The sequence below is a fragment of the Pseudomonas sp. ADAK7 genome (assembly GCF_012935675.1).
Taxonomy (GTDB): domain Bacteria; phylum Pseudomonadota; class Gammaproteobacteria; order Pseudomonadales; family Pseudomonadaceae; genus Aquipseudomonas.
Genome location: NZ_CP052861.1, coordinates 2,044,335 through 2,061,199 on the forward strand (window position 1 = coordinate 2,044,335; position 16,865 = coordinate 2,061,199).

16 protein-coding genes are annotated in these 16,865 nt (G+C 59.9%); 8 read left to right on the forward strand and 8 right to left on the reverse strand.

The features are described 5' to 3' along the window. Positions 1 to 24: 24 nt before the first annotated feature. On the reverse strand, positions 25 to 753 hold the full coding sequence (locus HKK53_RS09430; protein ID WP_169370600.1) for a metallophosphoesterase family protein: 729 nt from the start codon (positions 751 to 753) through the stop codon (positions 25 to 27). 17 nt (positions 754 to 770) lie between these two features. Then, a complete protein-coding gene (locus tag HKK53_RS09435; protein WP_169370601.1) occupies positions 771 to 1,259 on the reverse strand; it encodes a hypothetical protein in 489 nt (162 codons plus the stop codon). A gap of 317 nt (positions 1,260 to 1,576) precedes the next feature. Here HKK53_RS09435 and HKK53_RS09440 point away from each other — a divergent pair, with 317 nt between their 5' ends. Both HKK53_RS09440 and HKK53_RS09445 read left to right on the forward strand, forming a co-directional pair. Continuing rightward, on the forward strand, positions 1,577 to 2,044 hold the full coding sequence (locus HKK53_RS09440) for a helix-turn-helix domain-containing protein (RefSeq protein ID WP_169370602.1): 468 nt from the start codon (positions 1,577 to 1,579) through the stop codon (positions 2,042 to 2,044). Positions 2,045 to 2,922: 878 nt separating this feature from the next. After that, positions 2,923 to 3,306 carry an endonuclease gene (locus HKK53_RS09445; RefSeq protein WP_442962292.1) on the forward strand — a complete coding sequence of 128 codons (384 nt, stop codon included), beginning with the start codon at positions 2,923 to 2,925 and terminating at the stop codon, positions 3,304 to 3,306. A gap of 57 nt (positions 3,307 to 3,363) precedes the next feature. Here the strand turns inward: HKK53_RS09445 and HKK53_RS09450 are convergent, their stop codons facing one another. Next, on the reverse strand, positions 3,364 to 4,266 hold the full coding sequence (locus HKK53_RS09450) for a siderophore-interacting protein (RefSeq protein WP_169370603.1): 903 nt from the start codon (positions 4,264 to 4,266) through the stop codon (positions 3,364 to 3,366). A gap of 103 nt (positions 4,267 to 4,369) precedes the next feature. Continuing rightward, positions 4,370 to 4,747, reverse strand: coding sequence for an SPOR domain-containing protein (locus HKK53_RS09455; protein ID WP_169370604.1), 378 nt, complete (start codon positions 4,745 to 4,747; stop codon positions 4,370 to 4,372). Positions 4,748 to 4,996: 249 nt separating this feature from the next. Here HKK53_RS09455 and csrA point away from each other — a divergent pair, with 249 nt between their 5' ends. After that, positions 4,997 to 5,191, forward strand: a complete 195-nt coding sequence (gene csrA, locus HKK53_RS09460; protein ID WP_007938114.1) for a carbon storage regulator CsrA — start codon at positions 4,997 to 4,999, stop codon at positions 5,189 to 5,191. A gap of 186 nt (positions 5,192 to 5,377) precedes the next feature. Here csrA and HKK53_RS09465 read toward each other — a convergent pair whose 3' ends face one another. Continuing rightward, positions 5,378 to 5,833 carry a DUF2214 family protein gene (locus HKK53_RS09465; RefSeq protein WP_169370605.1) on the reverse strand — a complete coding sequence of 152 codons (456 nt, stop codon included), beginning with the start codon at positions 5,831 to 5,833 and terminating at the stop codon, positions 5,378 to 5,380. Between the two features lie 157 nt (positions 5,834 to 5,990). On the opposite strand from HKK53_RS09465, the gene HKK53_RS09470 reads away from it, so the two are divergent. After that, positions 5,991 to 6,701 carry an alpha/beta fold hydrolase gene (locus HKK53_RS09470; RefSeq protein ID WP_169370606.1) on the forward strand — a complete coding sequence of 237 codons (711 nt, stop codon included), beginning with the start codon at positions 5,991 to 5,993 and terminating at the stop codon, positions 6,699 to 6,701. A 32-nt stretch (positions 6,702 to 6,733) separates the two neighbouring features. Here the strand turns inward: HKK53_RS09470 and HKK53_RS09475 are convergent, their stop codons facing one another. From HKK53_RS09475 to HKK53_RS09485, 3 genes are all read right to left on the reverse strand, one after another. Continuing rightward, the gene (locus tag HKK53_RS09475) at positions 6,734 to 8,218 is read right to left on the reverse strand and encodes a hypothetical protein (RefSeq protein ID WP_169370607.1); all 1,485 of its coding nucleotides are present in this window, start codon (positions 8,216 to 8,218) and stop codon (positions 6,734 to 6,736) included. 50 nt (positions 8,219 to 8,268) lie between these two features. Beyond that, positions 8,269 to 10,482 (reverse strand): type III effector HrpK domain-containing protein, encoded by a 2,214-nt coding sequence (locus HKK53_RS09480; RefSeq protein ID WP_169370608.1) that lies wholly within the window; start codon positions 10,480 to 10,482, stop codon positions 8,269 to 8,271. 92 nt (positions 10,483 to 10,574) lie between these two features. Then, the gene (locus HKK53_RS09485; protein ID WP_169370609.1) at positions 10,575 to 11,111 is read right to left on the reverse strand and encodes an RNA polymerase sigma factor; all 537 of its coding nucleotides are present in this window, start codon (positions 11,109 to 11,111) and stop codon (positions 10,575 to 10,577) included. Between the two features lie 244 nt (positions 11,112 to 11,355). On the opposite strand from HKK53_RS09485, the gene sctW reads away from it, so the two are divergent. The 4 genes from sctW to HKK53_RS09505 are packed head-to-tail and all read left to right on the forward strand — an operon-like array spanning position 11,356 to position 16,864. Continuing rightward, a complete protein-coding gene (gene sctW / locus HKK53_RS09490) occupies positions 11,356 to 12,456 on the forward strand; it encodes a type III secretion system gatekeeper subunit SctW (RefSeq protein WP_169370610.1) in 1,101 nt (366 codons plus the stop codon). Then, complete coding sequence (gene sctV / locus HKK53_RS09495) at positions 12,456 to 14,555, forward strand: type III secretion system export apparatus subunit SctV (RefSeq protein ID WP_169370611.1); 2,100 nt, start codon at positions 12,456 to 12,458, stop codon at positions 14,553 to 14,555. The genes sctW and sctV overlap by 1 nt, the downstream gene beginning before the upstream one ends. Positions 14,556 to 14,573: 18 nt before the next feature. Beyond that, a complete protein-coding gene (locus tag HKK53_RS09500; protein WP_169374218.1) occupies positions 14,574 to 15,518 on the forward strand; it encodes an FHA domain-containing protein in 945 nt (314 codons plus the stop codon). After that, complete coding sequence (locus HKK53_RS09505; RefSeq protein WP_169370612.1) at positions 15,515 to 16,864, forward strand: FliI/YscN family ATPase; 1,350 nt, start codon at positions 15,515 to 15,517, stop codon at positions 16,862 to 16,864. The genes HKK53_RS09500 and HKK53_RS09505 overlap by 4 nt, the downstream gene beginning before the upstream one ends. The last annotated feature ends 1 nt before the right edge of the window (position 16,865 follow it).

The window sequence follows — 16,865 nt, forward strand, 5'->3', positions numbered from 1 at the left end:
GGTTCATAACTGAGAGACAGCTCATCAAATCTCGATCAGAAAATCCTGGTCGAAACCGGTCTCTTCGGTCGGGTATCCGCGAGGATTTGACACAACTCGGCAGCCTCGTTTAACGAAATCCGCAGCGATGTGGGTATGCCCGTACACCCAAAGATCGGCCTTCTCTAGAAGCTCAGGCCAATTGTTTGCGTACGCAGCACTGAGGTGTGCAGGAAAATCCTCACTCACGTGTTCCAAAGCGGGGGCATGGTGAGTGACGACAACAGTTTTACCCGCGAAGGGCTTGTCCAATTCGCCAGTTAGCCAGGCGTACGCCGCCTGAGATTTAGCGATCAAGTCATCAGGACGTAAACGCCGGAAATTTGCATCAGTTCTGATCACAGTGAAATCGTTCATCCAGTCCCACGCGACTCGTTTCGCGGCAACGACATCTCCGGTCGACGAGTAATCTGTCCATGCAGTCGTGACCAAAAACCTCGTCTGATTGAGTATCAAGACTTCGTTTTCGAGGACGTGAACATGTGGCGCTGCGGCGTCCTTCATTTTTCGAAGCGTGCGATCGATGTGACCGCCGTAAAACTCATGATTTCCGCAAACGTAAATCACCGGGCAATGGAATGTGTCGTTCGCCCAAGCTACGCCGCGCGATTTGATATCAATGTCACCGGCGAGAATTACTACGTCCGCGTCGCGCGCGGCGGGCTTGAATCGAGCGAAGCCGAGGTGCAGATCTGAGTAGATTTGGAGCTTCATAGCATGTTCGCCTCGGACTATTCCGGAATTTTAGGCATCAGTACTGTGGGATATTCCGGAACCATCGATGCGTTACGCTTGGGATCTTCGTAGATGGTTTTCACTTCCGTGAGCAAACTCGTGTCGCTCGTACCATCAGTAGACGTGCTGTAAACCGCTCCACACTCGACTTTGTGAAGCAATACATATTCGCCACTATGGTCGTATCCAGCGGTCAACTCGATCAAAGTCTCCATACGATCCAAAGGAGTGGCGTTCATCCAGGGCGGTGTTATGACCTGTACGACCTCAACCGAACTGGTTTTGCTATCCGCGAGAATTTCGACCAAGACAGAGGCGCTAGTCGATATCAATTTCTCAATGCGATGCCCCGAACCTTCGCAGATCCTGCGGATGACTTGATACCAAGGATCCATCGATTGCCGCTCAAGCATTCGCCAAGCCGATTGCCCGCTTCCAAAAAGCCCAGGAAAACGAAATGAGTAGGACTCATCTGAGATAAACATTTTTGATACTCGTATGTGGTGCGCGCATGAGGCAACCCGCTTGAATTTTGCTTCCATGCCCATTTAACAATCAGCTCGCCGCTTCCATGACCGACAGAAATTCCTACATTTGCGGGATTAAATCGCGTCAATACATGGAATACGTTTACGATCCTTCGAACTCGATTAGGTCAATGCGAGGCCCCAAAGGACGCCTGGGTGCAGATACAACGGCAGCTCACCAGGCTTTCAATTGGCGTCGTCCGGAATAATAACATCAATCGACGTTTATCTAAACACTTCGAGTGTGGCCCTATCCTCGCTTTTTAGGGACGATCATGTCGCTCAAGAAAGAGATTGCCGCAACGATCCGGGTAGTCCGGTCGGTGCGCGGGCTGGCATACGAAGACTTGGCGTCTGTCACCGCGCGCACAAACATCAGTGCGCTTGAACGTGGGAAGATCAACATCACCGTTGATAAATTGATCGAGCTATCCACGCCTCTGAAGCTTGACCCTGTAGCCCTTCTAGCCATCAGCATCTCGATGAGTAATGGCGAGCCCCCCGAAGCGGCTTTGGAACGAGCCCGTGTGGAACTGGAGAGTTTTCGGTCAGAAGGAGGATTAGATCTTCTTGCAACACAGATCGTTGACGACACGCTTGTGCAGCGCTCGCGTGGGAAGCCGGAAGGCTCTAAAAATGCTCAGGCTATTAGGGAGCTAAAGGAGGCAGGATTTAGCCGGAAAGACGTCATGGAAAGGCTGGGGCTATCCAGATCCACGGTGTATGGGCACTGGAAGATATAGAGCAAACGGCAACGAACGGCTTTTGTGGTTTTTCAAATGGCTATGGCGTTCAGATTCTACAGAATCTGTATCAGCCAGCTAATTGCTGAGGCGACCATCGATTACCGAAAAGGAAGGATCGTGTGAGGCATCCTCGACTAGCTGCAGCCTTTCACGGTAGCAGCCCCCCTTCGCGAGGTGATGCGTTCTGGCATAGCGGCCTTATCCTTTCCTTTTGGGGATGCAAGACTTCGATGAGGCGCGCCTTCGCTGTAACGCTGCGAGCTCTGCGTAAAGCAAAGGGCATGAGCCAGGATGAGCTTCAGAAGCTATCAGTCGTCATTACACGAGCTGGCTTGAGAACGGTAATTCGAGCGTTACGCTAGATAGGCTCGTTTCCATTGCTGCTACTCTCCAAGTTGAACCACTCGTGATCGCTTTATGCGAATCCGTGCGGACTGGGCAGTCCGTTCAACAGACGATAAAAGGCGCGCTGGCCGCGACTACCCTGCTCAGCCAGAACCGGTTGCTCGAAGCATTCCAGAAGGAAGTTGATCGAGCTCAAATTACAGAGGGCCTTTCGAGTGAATCGCGCCAAAAGCTAGCAGAAGAAAAGACCGAAGCCCTTCTACAGTCGGGGTTGGGTCAAAAGAATATTTCAAAAAATCTTGAGCTAAGTCCGGCTACTGTTTTCAGGTACTGCAAAAGGATTCGAGAAAGGCAATAAGCACGCATGCCGCCGTAATCTTCCCATCCATTGATTTAAACCTCAGCCACTTGGTTCCCTTGCTTCAAACCAGCCTACCGTTCGTCTGAACAATTGGATTTTGGCCAAAATGTCAGCGTTGACATGCTGAAGACGGACTACTTATCGACAGCACACCTCCTAACAATCTGAAATTGAGGGTTTTTTTCACATTTCCTTGCGTTGTCATCAAACGGTCGTCCGGGATAAGGAGGTGAATGGCGATCGCAGCAACTTCAGTTTTGGCTGGCTGCCGGTGCAATCGGGTCAATACGGTTCGTGCCTGACCCAGGTCGACTTCAAGGCAAAGAAGGTCATGCCCCGCCCATCGATTCGCGGGATGATTGCCCGGACGTACTTCTACATGAGCAAGCAGTACGGTTTGCGCTTGTCCAAACAGGATCGCCAATTGTATGAAGCCTGGAACAAGACCTACCCGGTGCAGACCTGGGAGCGTCAGCGCAATCAGAGCGTGGCGTGTGTGATGGGGCGCGGCAACGAGTTTGTCGGCCCGGTGGACATGAAAGCCTGCGGTTGAACAAACGCTGAAAACACAAAGGCCTCGGGTTTCAAAACCCGAGGCCTTTGTTCGTTTCTAACCGCCGACTTTGTTGCAGCGCCAATAGCCCATCAGGTTAAGCGAATCCCGAGGAATGCCGCGCTCCTTGATCAAGTACTTGCGCAGGCTCATCACCGCCACCGTTTCCCCGGCAATCCAGCCGTAGAAACCGTCACTGGCCGACTCGGCGGTTTCCCAGAGGATCTCTTCGTCGACATCGATTTGCGTCAGTTCCTCCGTTTCGGATGCTTTCGAGGTCAATGACGGCAGATTCGCCCGCCGGACTGCCTCGACCATCAGCGATCCTGCAACCGCGTGATCTCGAATCAGCCATTCAACAGACAGCCCGGGCCAGTCCGGCACCGGCAAGGCATCTTCGCGGCTGTCGACTTCAAAGAAAGCCTGGGTCACCGGCGGCTCGGCCATGGCCGCCAGCTCATCGAGAATGCCGAGAGCCGCGGGCAACGCAGTGCCATCAGCGACCAGCAACAGTTGCTTGAGTGCTTGAGGTGGCTTCCACTCGAAACCTCCGGCGTCCTGCGCCGAAAAATGTCGATCCGGCGCAGTGATCTGGATCGAGGCACCCGGCAGCGCTCGGATGGCCCAACGGGACGCGGGGCCGGTTTCACCGTGCAACACGAAATCGATATCGACTTCGCCCTGCTCGGCACGCAAATGACGGATGGTGTAGGTGCGCATCGCCGGACGCTGGGCCACCGGCATTGAGCGATAGCGGGCGTACCAGCCATCGTCGTGGGCGAGCCTGGCCGGTGATCCGTCTTCTGCCGGAAAGAACAGTTTCACCCGTTGATCCGGCGCCCAGGTGGCCATCTCGGTGACCATCGGGCCGGCCAGGGTGACGCGCATCATGTGTGGGCTCAGGGTCTGCTTGCGCCGCAAGACCGCGTCGAACATTTTGTAAGGATTGGTGGAGGCCATGGGGGAGCTCCTTCTGGGAATCGAAAATGACTACGTATAGATACGAGTCACCGTGGACACCCTTTAGGATTCCCCGCTGAACGGCGCCTGAACAAATGCGCGGTTACTGCGCCGCCGGACGCTCGATGATCAGCGATTCGATGTTCATCTTTTTCGCCCGGGTCAGGGCCGCGTTCAGGTCAGCCTGTCGGGCCTCGGCCTCGGCTTTCGAAGGGAACGGACCGAGCAGGATCCGATCCTTGCCGTTTTCCCGGACCACATTGGAAACGAAGCTGTGTTCGATCAGCCAGCCGCTCAGGTCGCTCACCGCCTGGGTTGTTTCGCCGCGCACTTCGAGATCCCATTGCGGAGCCGCTGCAGCGGCGGGTGCCGTTACCGGTGCGGAAACGGTCGCGGATGGCGTCTTTTGAGCGCTCGCATCCTTGCCTTCACCACATCCTGCCAACGCCAATACTGCGATTACCAAGGCCAATTTGCGCACAACGCTTCCCTCTGAATGCCAAAAGAGCGGATTTTAGCATTCATGAATACTTCCCGAGTCCCGTAAAATGGGCTTAAAACAACGAGAATGATGGTTGCGGCCTCTGTATAGTTACGCCTTGGGAATTAATGCAGCATCTGCGCGTCAGAAAGAGGCACCCAAACCGTGAGACTTCGCACTAATCTATAACTACACCGACCTCTGCACTGTCTGAATCAGGTGCCCTACAAAGCAATCAAGGAGAAGACCATGCTGATACTCACCCGCAAAGTCGGTGAAAGCATAAATATCGGTGATGACATTACTATCACCATTCTGGGCGTTAGCGGCCAGCAAGTCAGGATCGGCATCAACGCTCCGAAAGACGTTGCCGTGCATCGCGAAGAAATCTATCAGCGCATTCAGGCTGGCCTGACCGCTCCAGACAAGCCGCAAACACCCTGAATCCTGTTGCAGTCAGCAGCCAGCCCGTTCGCTTCAGCGCAATGGCTGGCTAAAGATTCAGGCTCGGTATTTTGCTGAACGCTCGTCCCCCAAACCCTCCCCCATTTCGTGAAGCCGATACTACCGGCTTCGGCTACGCCATGGCTGTCAGACTTTTCTCTTTAACCACGACGAATCAGGTCCACGCTAGCCGAAGGTCACCGCCCGTGCCATGCCGGTGGCCGCAACCACCATCAGCATCAGCAACAGCGCTTCAATATGGCTGATGCGGGCAAACAGTTTGGCCCGCCCCAAGTCAATGGCGGCGCCCCGTCCCAAGGCGATCCGCCACTTGATCAAGGTGATCATCGGCGCCAGTTCCAGCAGCAGGATGATCACGAACAGCGTCATCTTGAGATGGAACAACGGCTGGTGAAGGTAATAGTCGGTGCCTTTTTCATAGCCGCCAAAAGCCCGCATCAAACCGGTGATCAGCAATATCCCCGCCGAAATCCCCCACACGTTATCGGCCACCAGCACGCTGCGGACCGGCGCCGTGCCCGCGGCCAGGCGGCTTAATGCCGTGCCTCGGGTCAGCACGCCCCAGAGGCCCATGGCAAACGCCAAGAGGTGGATCGCCGCAAGAGACCAGTGAGACAACATAAGGAAGCTCCTGACAGGAAAATGGAAAAGGGCTTGTCAGTAGTAGCCCAAAACCTGGAGATCCGCCTGCCGGCGCCCCACAGATAAACAGGCCCATTCTGACAAGCACGAGACGGGTCAAATGGGCCAGAATAGCCACTCGCCAAGGAAGGAAGACATGGACCGATCAAACCTGCCGACGCTTGTCCTGCTGCCCGGAATGGATGGAACAGGTGAACTGTTCGAGCCTTTCGTGTCGGCCCTCGACCACGCTTGCGACGTCGTTGTCGTGACCTACCCCGGCGACGTCCCGCTGAACTACACAGAACTGCAAGCCATTGCCAGACAATCGCTGCCCAGCGACCGCCCGTTCGTATTGGTTGGTGAGTCCTTCTCGGGACCGATCGCCCTCGCCCTGACGGCCTTGCGTCTGCCGCAACAAGTCGGGCTGGTGCTGTGCTGCACGTTCGCCAGTAACCCGCGCCCGCTGTTCAATCGCTTGAGCTTCCTGGTCAACCTCCTGCCGATAGGTATCGTGCCTGCCGGGTGGTTCAGCCCATTGCTGCTCGGTCGATTCTCCACCCAAGCCTTGCGCATGGCCTTGAGTCGAGCGATCAATCAGGTCAGCCCCTCGGTGATGCGCGCACGACTGCGGTCGGTGCTCGGCGTCGATATGTCGGCGCAACTTGCTCAAATCGATGTGCCGACGGTTTATCTACGCGCCACCCGGGACCGCGTGGTGCCCGCGGCTGCCGTGCGACGGATCTCGGACCTGAAACCGCAAATGCAGGTGTTTGAAGTGACAGCGCCGCATTGTCTGCTTCAGGCAGCACCCGATGAAGCGGCGCGCCTTGTCATCGGGTTTATGCAAGCGCGGCAAACCTGTTGAAGTCCCCGATGTTTGCGCATCGGGGGGGGCCTTCACACCTGGTCTGCACCGCCATCGGTGGGCGCTGGACGTCTACGCAAACCCGAACGCTGGACGAGATCGCCAACCATGTTGGCACCGGAAAGCGCCGCATTGCCGAGCGCCGTCGTGCCGGAGTTGTAGGCCTCTCCAAGCGCTGTCGTGCCGGTGGTGTAGGCATCTCCGATCGCTGTGCCCGCCTCGGCCAAGCCTGTCTTGGCCGAGCCATAGGTGTCGCCGGCAAATTTCCCGGTGGCCTTCGCCCCGGTCTCAATGCCCTTCTGCGCACCGTCCGCCAGTTTCTGCGCCTTGGGCGGAATGTCCTCCTGAATCACCTTGACGCCTTTGTCCGTCGCTTTTCCGGCCAGCACACCGGCGGCACCGTAAGCGGCGAAGGTCAATGCCGAACCCGCGACGTTGACCGCATGATCCGCCGCCGCAACGGCGCCCGCCGGCAACCCGTGATTGAGTGCAGCGGTCTTGGCCGCGTTACGCGCTATGCCCGTCACCGCGAAACCGCCTGCCAGCGCACCGCCGTTAGTCAGAAGGTTGCCGCCTTCAAAAACCTTACGCACAGAGCTCAAGGTATCGGTCGCAACGTCCAGAGGGAATTTGGCGGCGCGTTTGGCGCCGTTGATGTAAGGCTTGGATGGACTGCAATCCCTCAGTTCAATGACTTGCTCTTCCCAGTCTTTGCGCCCGAACAACTGCGCCCCGCCGACCAGGCCGGCGGCTTTTTGATGGTTATGCATGATCACGGCATACCCGGCGCCAGCCACCATGCCGCCCGCCGAGCCGATGGCCGTATCCGCCGCGGCGGCGGCCTTGGGCCCGAGCGTGGCATTGAGCGCTGCCGCAACCCCCAGGCGCGCGACGTTACGCACGGTAAATGTCTGCAGGGCTGTGGCGCTTTGCCCGGCCTGCTTGAGCGGATTGGCCTCGGACTTGGTCTTCTGGGAGGCCGCCATGATGTCTTCAAGCTTGTCGGCCGGCGCCTTCAGCCACAGCGAATCTTCGGTCGCCTTGGTCAGCAGTCCGGCACCTACGACATCGGCCGCCCCCGACATGGACCCGGCAATGTAACCGGTATACCCCGGGTTCCCGGCAGCATCGGCCGTTACCCCAGGGACTTTGTCGAGCACCACGGTGACCACGCCGAATGGCAAGCCGCCCACTGCGCCCTGGGTCGGAACGGTCACCCGGTCCATGCGCTCGGCCTTGTCCAGCAGACCCTCGATGGCGGCGGGGGTGAAACCCATCTCATGCAGTTTGTTGGCCCGTCCGTTGGCCAACGCATCCATCTCTGCCCCGTTTTCTTCGGTTCGGTCGCCCCTGAACAACTCGGTCATTTGGGTTTTCAGGCCCGCCAGTGCTTCCGGGCTACCCGGGGTGATTGCGACACTCCCGCTGGCCGATGTCGAGGCTCCCCGCGTCTGCAACTCAAGGGGCTCGGGTGTATGCAACGATTGGGAATGGACGGGAGGCGTTATCGAGTTCATGGGCAATCCTCGTGGTGTATTAAATAGTTGGCATCAGGTAGTGCGTTTGGTCAGTGCGCTTTGGGAATACCAAACTGCTCCAGGGTCGGGTCGACGTTGTGGTCGAAATGCTTTTGCGCGGTGTGTTTCTTCACGGCCTCGACAATCGCGGCGATGCCGAAACCAATACTCATGGCCGCGTCAATCACCCAGCCCACGGGACCGGCCGCCGCGCCGATGGCCGATGCCGCCGCCAGCCCGGCGGCCTCGCCCGCCACGGCCCCGGCGATCCTTCCACCGATGGAGCCGGCCATGCGACCGAGCCCGGCCGATGCTTCACGACCGGCCAGCTTGCGCACCGCATCGACGCCATCCTTGGCCGACGAGAGGCCCTGCTTGGTGTTGTCGTAGGCATCCTTGACTTGCTGGGCCTTGTTTTTCGGGGCCACGGCATCGGAGACCGAACCGGACCGCCCTGCTCCGTCACCGGCGTTTTCCAGCAGCTCGCGACCTTTTTTCGACTGCTGCAACTGGCCGACGGTGGCGTCCACATAACTGGCCTGCTGACCCTGGACGAAGCTCTGCGGCAGCACCGCGTCATAGGCGGCTTTCTGTGCATCGCTGGTGTTCAGGGATTGGCCGGCGTCGGCTTTTTTCTGCCCCAGTAACTGCTTGAGCGACCCGCCTTCACTGAAATTGTTGACGTAGGACTGTTGCAGCTTGCCCTGGACGTCCGGCTGGTTACCGACCACCTGTGCAGCCGTCGGCAGATTGGCCTCGGGACCGAGCAAGTCCTGCTGCATTTGCAGTTGCGCCGATAACCCGCCCAAGGCCGTGCTGTAGTCGGGGTTGGTGTCTTTTTTTGCGGACTTGTCGGCGCTGTTCATGTCGTTGCGCAGGGCCTGGCCACTCACCACATTTTGCAACTGGCCCTTCACCGCTTTTTCCAGGGACGGGTCGCTGGCCACCAGCGCTCGTTCCTGACTGGGAATGGCCTGGTTCATGTAGGCCTGCACATCGGGGTCGTCCTGCAACTGGCCGATCTTTTGTGCCAGGGCCTCTTCAGTCTTGCCGGTCTTGCGCAGATCGGAACCGGCCACCACGCTCTGCTGGGTTTGTTGCAACTTGACCATCACCGCGGCTTTCTGGGCGCCGGTGTAATTCTCCGGTTGCTCGAACACCTCTTTCCCCAGCTTGCTGATGTCCGTACCTGCGACGGCATTCAGGGTCGCGGCGTCGCTGAGCATCCCGGCGAACTCGCCACCGTTGGTGGGTGCCTGGTTCTTGATCCAGTTGCTGATGTTCGCCGCGTCGAATTTCTTGTCCGGGCCATGGGTGGCCAGGTCTCGGCCTTTGAGGCCGCCCTGATCGAGCATGTTCAGCAGGCCGGGCTGCGACCAGGTTTTCGACGCTTGCTTGAGCGGCCCGGCGAGCCCGGGGTTGTTGTCCTGCAACGCCTTCAAGCCCTCGGCGTCCATGTACTGGTCGACTTTGGTCTCGCCCTCCGCGCCGGCCGCGTGCTTGGGACTGGCAGCGTTTGCCAGTGGACCGTTGGCTTGCAGCAACGAGGCCGAGCGGACCATCTGCAACGACTGAGGATCCGCATTGGGATGGTCTTTCTGATAATTCGCCAAGTCCTTGTCGGCGTTATCCGCCGCGCCTTGCATCTTCTTGGCAAACGCCTTGAGGTCACCGTCGGTGATTTTGCCGTCGGCCTTGCCACCGTGCTTGCCGGTATCGACCGCAGTCTTCAGCGCCGGATTGTCATTGATGAACTTCATCGCCTTGGCCGCGTCCGGCCCTTTTTCCGTAGCCATCAGGGCGGCAGCGATCGGTCGGTTAAGCTCCTTGGCCGCTTGCTCGCGCTGTTCCGGCGGCAGGTCCGCCACCAGCGGCGCCCAGCGTTCAAGCTCCTTGGGTGAGGAATATTTCGAGTCGTCGAGCAATTGGGCTTCGGGACTGGTCGTCGCCGCAGGATTGGCCGCCGACGCCGTGGTGTTAGCGGTACGGGTCGCGGGCGTAACTTCGGTAAGCGGCCGCGCGGCTGTGGTGCGCTCATCGCCGCCGAGCAAACGCTTCATCACCAACCCCAACAGGTTCGGTGACTGAGCATCCTTGGCCGGGCTGGCCAGCGTCTGGGACCCGGCCTGTTGCCCGAACTGCACACCGCCCCCCGGAGTGGCCAAGGCGCTGGGCCTGGCATTCTCCGCCGTGGGCCGCAACGGCTTGTCGCCACCCAACGATGGAGAGCCGGTGGCGGGTAACGGTGTGTTGGAAATGCGCATGAGGGGTCGCCATTTTCAGTCGGACAGTGCCGATGTGTGGCATGACGAGCGCAAACGGTTCCAATGTGCCGTGAATGAAATCCCCCCGGCACTCAAAAAACACAGGGCACGCTGCGCTTCAGTTGCTCCCGCGCCCGGGACAAACGCGAGCGCACGGTACCGATGGGCACGCCCAGGCTTGAGGCGGTGTCCTGATAGTTGCCGTCCATTTCGAGGCTGACCCGCAGCACTTGTTGCATGGTCATCGGCAAGGTTCCGATGGCCCGGACCACCCGCGCCAACTGCCGGTGATCATCCACCTGGGCGCCGATGTCGCAACCGTCGCTGAATTCCTGCTCTTCGCGGTCCTCCCAGCTTTCCTGAAAAGGCTGTTTGTACAGCTTGCGAAAGTGGTTTCGGATCAGGTTCAGGGCGATGCCGCACAACCAGGTTTGCGGCTGGGAGTCGTAGCGAAATTTATGCTCGTTGCGCAGTGCTTCGAGGAATGTACCCTGAAGGATGTCCTCCACATCGTCGAGGTTCATCACTCGTTTCTTGATGAAGATTCTTAGCTTGTGCACCTGCTCGGTATTGAGCTGGCGGAGGCCGGAAACAGGTGCTGGACAGGTCATCGAATTGCTGGAAAGCATCGCTATAAACCATTTCAGGATATGTCCCAGGGCTATAGCGATATGTATGCCAATTGACACATTTCTGTAATCACATGATTTGTAACGGTTTTTAAAACTGTTGCTGATGATTTCTGTGCAAGTTCTTGCACAAGCCGATTGGATCCAATACCAGAAATGGCACACCTGTTCCGTTTGCCATCGCGATGGAACCGGATGGCCAGGACCGGCCACTCACTGCGCATATCCCTGACAGACATGCGCCATGAAGATCGCGGCTCCGAACATTCCACATGTCCAGCAACCGGCACCGGCAACGCCTGTCAAGTCGGCGGCGCTGCTTGCCCAGAGCACGCCGCCGACCAATCAAGGCACCGCCACGCAACAGGTCACGCGCTTCGCCTCGGCGCTGATTCAGCAAAGCCGCACGCTGAGCCAGCGCGACCTGATGGCCAGTACCAACGCGCTGCAATCCAAGGCCGTCAAACTCGGCGAGCTGTATCAACTGCTGATGGGCAGCCAGGACAAAGGCCTCGACAGCGCGGCACGGGAACTGCGCAAGCAACTGAAGAACCAGACCCCGACCCTTGCGCAAGTTTTGGCACTCAGTGGCGACGACGCGGCCAAGGCCCATGTGATGCTTCAGGCCGCCTCGCGCCAGGCCTATAACGAAGGGGCCAGCGGTGAACATGTCAGCCTCAATCAGCAACTCAAGCTGCTGCGGCGCGAACACGGCAACAAGGCCCAGGCCGGCATCAATACTGCCCGGGCGTTTGCCAAGTCCAGCCTCAACCCGCGACGCCGGCAAACCTTGCGCGATTTGTACTATTCAGGGGTGGTCGGCCAACAAAGCATCTCCGGGCTGATCGATACCCTGCTCGGCCAGGACGAAGGCGAACGGCAATTCGCCCCGACCCTGCGCGACCTGCGCGGCGCCATCGCCGATGACCTCGCGGCCCTCAGCCCGTCGAGCACCCAGCAGCAATTGCGCAACCTCATGCACGGCCTGAATACCGCCCGGCATGTCGCGACCCTGTTGCAAACCAGCGAGCACCTGCTGGGCCGCATGCGCGGCAAAAACCCCGCACTGCAATTGAATGCGCCGACGTTCCTCAAGCACCTGCTGACGCTCTCGGGCAAAGGCATGAACCTGCATGAAACCCTGCAACTGACGCAATTTGTCGGCGGCAAACACCTCAAGCACCAACTGGCCTTTCTCAACGGTCTGCGTCCGATGCTGCAGCAGTTGCCCATTCTGTTATGGCGCGACCTCAAGGCCCGCCAGACCGCCCTGGGCAACCTGCTGACGCTGATGGCGGAGCTCACCCGCCAAGAGCAAAACCCGACCCAGGGGAACACTGCCTGATGCAATGGATTATCAACGCGCTCAACCAGATCGCCCTGGCAGCCATGCGGCGCTCGGAGATCGTGGGCGCGTTTGTCGTGCTCGCCATCGTGTTCATGATGATTACCCCGCTGCCCACCTGGCTGGTGGACATCCTGATTGCGATCAACATTTGCATTTCCTGCCTGTTGATCATGCTGGCCATGCACTTGCCGCGCCCGTTGGCGTTCTCGACCTTCCCCTCGGTGTTGCTGATCACCACGATGTTTCGCCTGGCGCTGTCGATTTCCACCACGCGCCTGATCCTGCTGGACCAGGACGCCGGGCACATCGTCGAGGCGTTCGGGCAGTTCGTGGTCGGCGGCAACCTGGCGGTGGGCATGGTGATTTTCATGATCCTCACCGTGGTCAATTTCCTGGTGATCACCAAGGGCTCGGAACGGGTGGCGGAAGTCGGCGCGCGGTTCACCCTCGACGCCATGCCCGGCAAGCAGATGTCCATCGACAGCGACTTGCGCGCCAACCTGATCAGCGTCCACGAAGCCCGGCGCCGACGCTCGGAACTGGGCAAGGAAAGCCAATTGTTCGGGGCCATGGACGGGGCGATGAAATTTGTCAACGGCGATGCCATCGCCAGCCTGATCATCGTCGCGATCAACATGATCGGCGGGATCTCCATTGGCGTGATCCAGCACGGCATGAGCGCCGGCGACGCGGTGCAGCTGTATACCGTGCTGACCATTGGCGACGGCTTGATTGCACAGATCCCGGCGCTGCTGATTTCCGTGACCTCGGGGATGATCATCACCCGGGTGTCCAACGACAATCCGGGGGTGGAAGCCAACATCGGCCGCGAGATCGCCGAGCAGATCACCAGCCAGCCCAAGGCCTGGATCATTGCCTCGGTGGCGATGCTCGGGTTTGCCGCGATGCCAGGGATGCCGACGGCGGTGTTCATCGTTATCGCGATCATTTGCAGCCTGGGCGGCGTGCTGCAATTGCAGCGGGCCAAACCCAAGTCCGGCCAGGACCAACCGGTCGCCGTGGCGCCGGAGGACAATGGCAACGAAGACCTGCGCACCTTTACCCCGAGCCGGCAGTTTTTGCTGCAATTCCATCCCCAGCAAAACATGGCGCAAATCGAAGCGCTGGTCAGCGAAATCCGTCAGCGGCGCAATCGCCTGGTGGTGCATTACGGCCTGACCCTGCCCTCGTTCATCATCGAAACCGCCGAGCACCTGGCGCCGGACGAGTTCCGTTTCTCGGTCTATGAAGTGCCGATGCTCAAGGCCACGTTCAACCAGACCCACGTCGCCATCGACGTCGATACCCTGGACGCCGGGCAGTACGAGCAGGCAGTGGCCGGCAGTCTCGACCGCCAGGAAAGCCAATGGCTGTGGTTGCCGGCCGACGCTGCGCAATTGCAGGACAGCCCAGTGGAAACCATCAGCGCCAGCACCCTGATTGTCGAACGCATGGAGCGCGCCTTGCAGGCCTGCGGGCCGCAGTTCATCGGTTTGCAGGAAACCAAGGCGATCCTCGGCTGGCTCGAATCCGAGCAACCGGAACTCGCCCAGGAAATGCAACGGGTGCTGCCGCTGGCGCGCTTCTCCTCGGTGCTGCAACGCCTGGCGTCCGAATGCGTGCCGTTGCGGGCGATCCGGGTGATTGCCGAAACCCTGATCGAACACGGTCAGCATGAACGCGACATCACCGCCCTCACCGACTACGTGCGCATCGCCCTCAAATCGCTGATCTACAACCAGTACTGCGGCGCCAACGGTTTGCTGGTGTGGCTGCTGACCCCGGAAAGCGAAGGCATCCTGCGCGACAGCCTGCGCCAGACCCAGACCGAAACCTTCTTTGCCTTGAGCAACGGCTCGAGCCAGCAACTGGTGCAGCAACTGCGCATCGCCTTCCCCCTGCGCGCCGCCGAGCGCGCCGTGTTGCTGGTCGCCCAGGACTTGCGCAGCCCGTTGCGCACCTTGTTGCAGGATGAATTCCACCACGTGCCGGTGCTGTCCTTCGCCGAGATCAGCAACGTCGCCGAAGTGAAAGTGATGGGCCGTTTCGATCTCGAAGACGACCAGCAAGCGCTGGAGGACGACTATGCGGCCTGATGCCTGGAGACTGTCGTGATGTTTGAGCTGCGGGTATTGAGTGGTCTGCACCAGGGCGCCGCGTTGCCGTTGATTGGCGAGCAGTGGCTGATCGGTGCCGATGCCGAGCATGATCTGGCGCTGTACGACCCCGGCGTCGCCGCCCTGCATTGTCGGCTGACCCGCACCGAGGACGGTTGGCAGTTGAAGGCCGAAGACAGCCTGATCAACGATGAAGAAGGCCATGCGCGCACGATGACCGAACTGACACCGAACCAGACCTTCGCCCTGGGCAATGTCTGGTTGTGCCTGTCGGCGGCCGAGCAGGATTGGCCACTGGTGCCAGTGGTTGCACCCAGCGAAAACGCCCAGGACAGCGCCGAGCAATCGCCGCCGCTGGTGAATGTTTCGGGACGCTCGACGCGGTTCGACCGCATCGGCGCGGTGATCGTCGGCGTGCTGGTGGGCATCATGGGCAGCGCCTGGGGCCTGAGTCGCAGCGCCAGCCAGCCGAGCGAAGCCATCAGCGCGCCCGTGGCCGCCATTGCCGCGCCCGCCCCTTCGAAAACCAACGCAGCGTCACCATCGAAGGTGAAACTTGCGAGCCGCGACGCCGTACGCCGCCAGCTCAACGCGCTACTCAGCGACCGATTGTTGACCGACGTCAGCGTCGAAGACAGCGGCGAAGGCCTGGCCCTCAAGGGGGGCCTGAAAGACGACGCGCTGCTGGTTTATCAGCGCATGCTGCAACGCTTCAACGAACGTTACGAACTGCCGGTGCCGCTGCTCGACGAGGTCGCCACCGCGGGGGCCGGCCTGCCGTTTGTGATCGTGCAGATCATCAGCGGCACCAACGCGCACTTGGTCACCAGCGAGGGCCAACGGCTGTACATCGGCGATGTGCTCAACGGTCTGCGCCTGAGCCGGATCGACGAGCAGCGCATCGAGTTCGACGGTGACCGGCATGTCGAGGTGCGCTGGTGAGCACCGCCCTGGCGCAATGGACCCACGAACAAACCTCGCGCCTGTCGAACTGTTCGGCGGTGCGCATCAGCGGCCGGGTGTCGGCGGTCAACGGCATCCTGCTCGAATGCCAGGTGCCCGCCGCAAAGATCGGTGACCTGTGCGAAGTGAGCAAGGCCGACGGCCACAGCATGCTCGCCGAGATTGTCGGTTTCACCCCGCAATGCACCTTGCTCAGCGCCCTCGGCACGCCGGACGGCATTCAGGTTGGCGCGCGCATTCGGCCGCTGGGCATGGCCCATCGCATCGGCGTCGATGACAGTTTGCTTGGCCGCGTGCTCGACGGTTTCGGCCGGCCGCTGCTGGGAGACGGCGACGGCGCGTTTGCCGGGCCGTATGACCGCCGCACCACCACCCCGGTGATCGCCGACGCTTTGCCACCGATGCAAAAACCGCGGATCAGCACGGCGCTGCCCACCGGCATCCGCGCCATCGACAGCGCTATCCTGTTGGGCGAAGGGCAACGGGTCGGGCTGTTCGCCGGGGCCGGTTGCGGCAAGACCACGCTGCTGGCGGAGATGGCGCGCAACATGGATTGCGATGTGATCGTGTTCGGTTTGATCGGTGAGCGCGGACGCGAGCTGCGCGAATTCCTCGACCATGAACTGGACGACACCCTGCGCCAGCGTTCAGTGCTGATCTGCGCCACATCCGACCGCTCCAGCATGGAGCGCGCCCGCGCGGCGTTCACCGCCACCGCCATCGCCGAGGCTTTTCGCAATCGCGGCATGAAAGTCTTGTTGCTGATCGACTCCCTGACCCGGTTTGCCCGAGCCCAACGCGAAATCGGCCTCGCCGCCGGCGAACCCTTGGGCCGTGGGGGGTTGCCACCGTCGGTGTACACCTTGCTGCCACAACTGGTCGAACGCGCCGGCATGAGCGAAAACGGCTCGATCACCGCGATCTATACGGTGCTGATCGAACAGGATTCGATGAACGATCCGGTGGCCGACGAAGTGCGTTCGCTGCTCGACGGCCATATCGTGCTCTCGCGCAAACTCGCCGAGCGCGGGCATTACCCGGCCATCGATGTGCCGGCCAGCATCAGCCGGATCCTCAGCAACGTCACCGGCCGCGAACACCAGCAAGCCAACAATCGCCTGCGCCGGTTGATGGCGTCCTATCGGCAAGTGGAAATGCTGCTGCGCCTGGGGGAATACCAGCCTGGGTCCGATCCGGTGACCGATTGCGCGGTGCAACTCAACGACGCCATCAATGACTTCCTGCGCCAGGACCTGCGCGAACCGGTGCCGCTGGAAACCACCCTTGAGCTGCTCATGCAAATCACCTCGCAGTTGCCGGGTTGAG

What these genes read in the sequence shown, in the direction of transcription:
- sctV (WP_169370611.1), top strand. Translation starts at nt 12,456, where the DNA reads ATGCAATGGATTATCAACGCGCTCAACCAGATCGCCCTGGCAGCCATG.
- csrA (WP_007938114.1), top strand. Translation starts at nt 4,997, where the DNA reads ATGCTGATACTCACCCGCAAAGTCGGTGAAAGCATAAATATCGGTGAT.
- HKK53_RS09480 (WP_169370608.1), bottom strand. Translation starts at nt 10,482, where the DNA reads ATGCGCATTTCCAACACACCGTTACCCGCCACCGGCTCTCCATCGTTG.
- HKK53_RS09450 (WP_169370603.1), bottom strand. Translation starts at nt 4,266, where the DNA reads ATGGCCTCCACCAATCCTTACAAAATGTTCGACGCGGTCTTGCGGCGC.
- HKK53_RS09485 (WP_169370609.1), bottom strand. Translation starts at nt 11,111, where the DNA reads ATGCTTTCCAGCAATTCGATGACCTGTCCAGCACCTGTTTCCGGCCTC.
- HKK53_RS09430 (WP_169370600.1), bottom strand. Translation starts at nt 753, where the DNA reads ATGAAGCTCCAAATCTACTCAGATCTGCACCTCGGCTTCGCTCGATTC.
- HKK53_RS09475 (WP_169370607.1), bottom strand. Translation starts at nt 8,218, where the DNA reads ATGAACTCGATAACGCCTCCCGTCCATTCCCAATCGTTGCATACACCC.
- HKK53_RS09440 (WP_169370602.1), top strand. Translation starts at nt 1,577, where the DNA reads ATGTCGCTCAAGAAAGAGATTGCCGCAACGATCCGGGTAGTCCGGTCG.
- HKK53_RS09500 (WP_169374218.1), top strand. Translation starts at nt 14,574, where the DNA reads ATGTTTGAGCTGCGGGTATTGAGTGGTCTGCACCAGGGCGCCGCGTTG.
- sctW (WP_169370610.1), top strand. Translation starts at nt 11,356, where the DNA reads ATGAAGATCGCGGCTCCGAACATTCCACATGTCCAGCAACCGGCACCG.
- HKK53_RS09470 (WP_169370606.1), top strand. Translation starts at nt 5,991, where the DNA reads ATGGACCGATCAAACCTGCCGACGCTTGTCCTGCTGCCCGGAATGGAT.
- HKK53_RS09435 (WP_169370601.1), bottom strand. Translation starts at nt 1,259, where the DNA reads ATGTTTATCTCAGATGAGTCCTACTCATTTCGTTTTCCTGGGCTTTTT.
- HKK53_RS09465 (WP_169370605.1), bottom strand. Translation starts at nt 5,833, where the DNA reads ATGTTGTCTCACTGGTCTCTTGCGGCGATCCACCTCTTGGCGTTTGCC.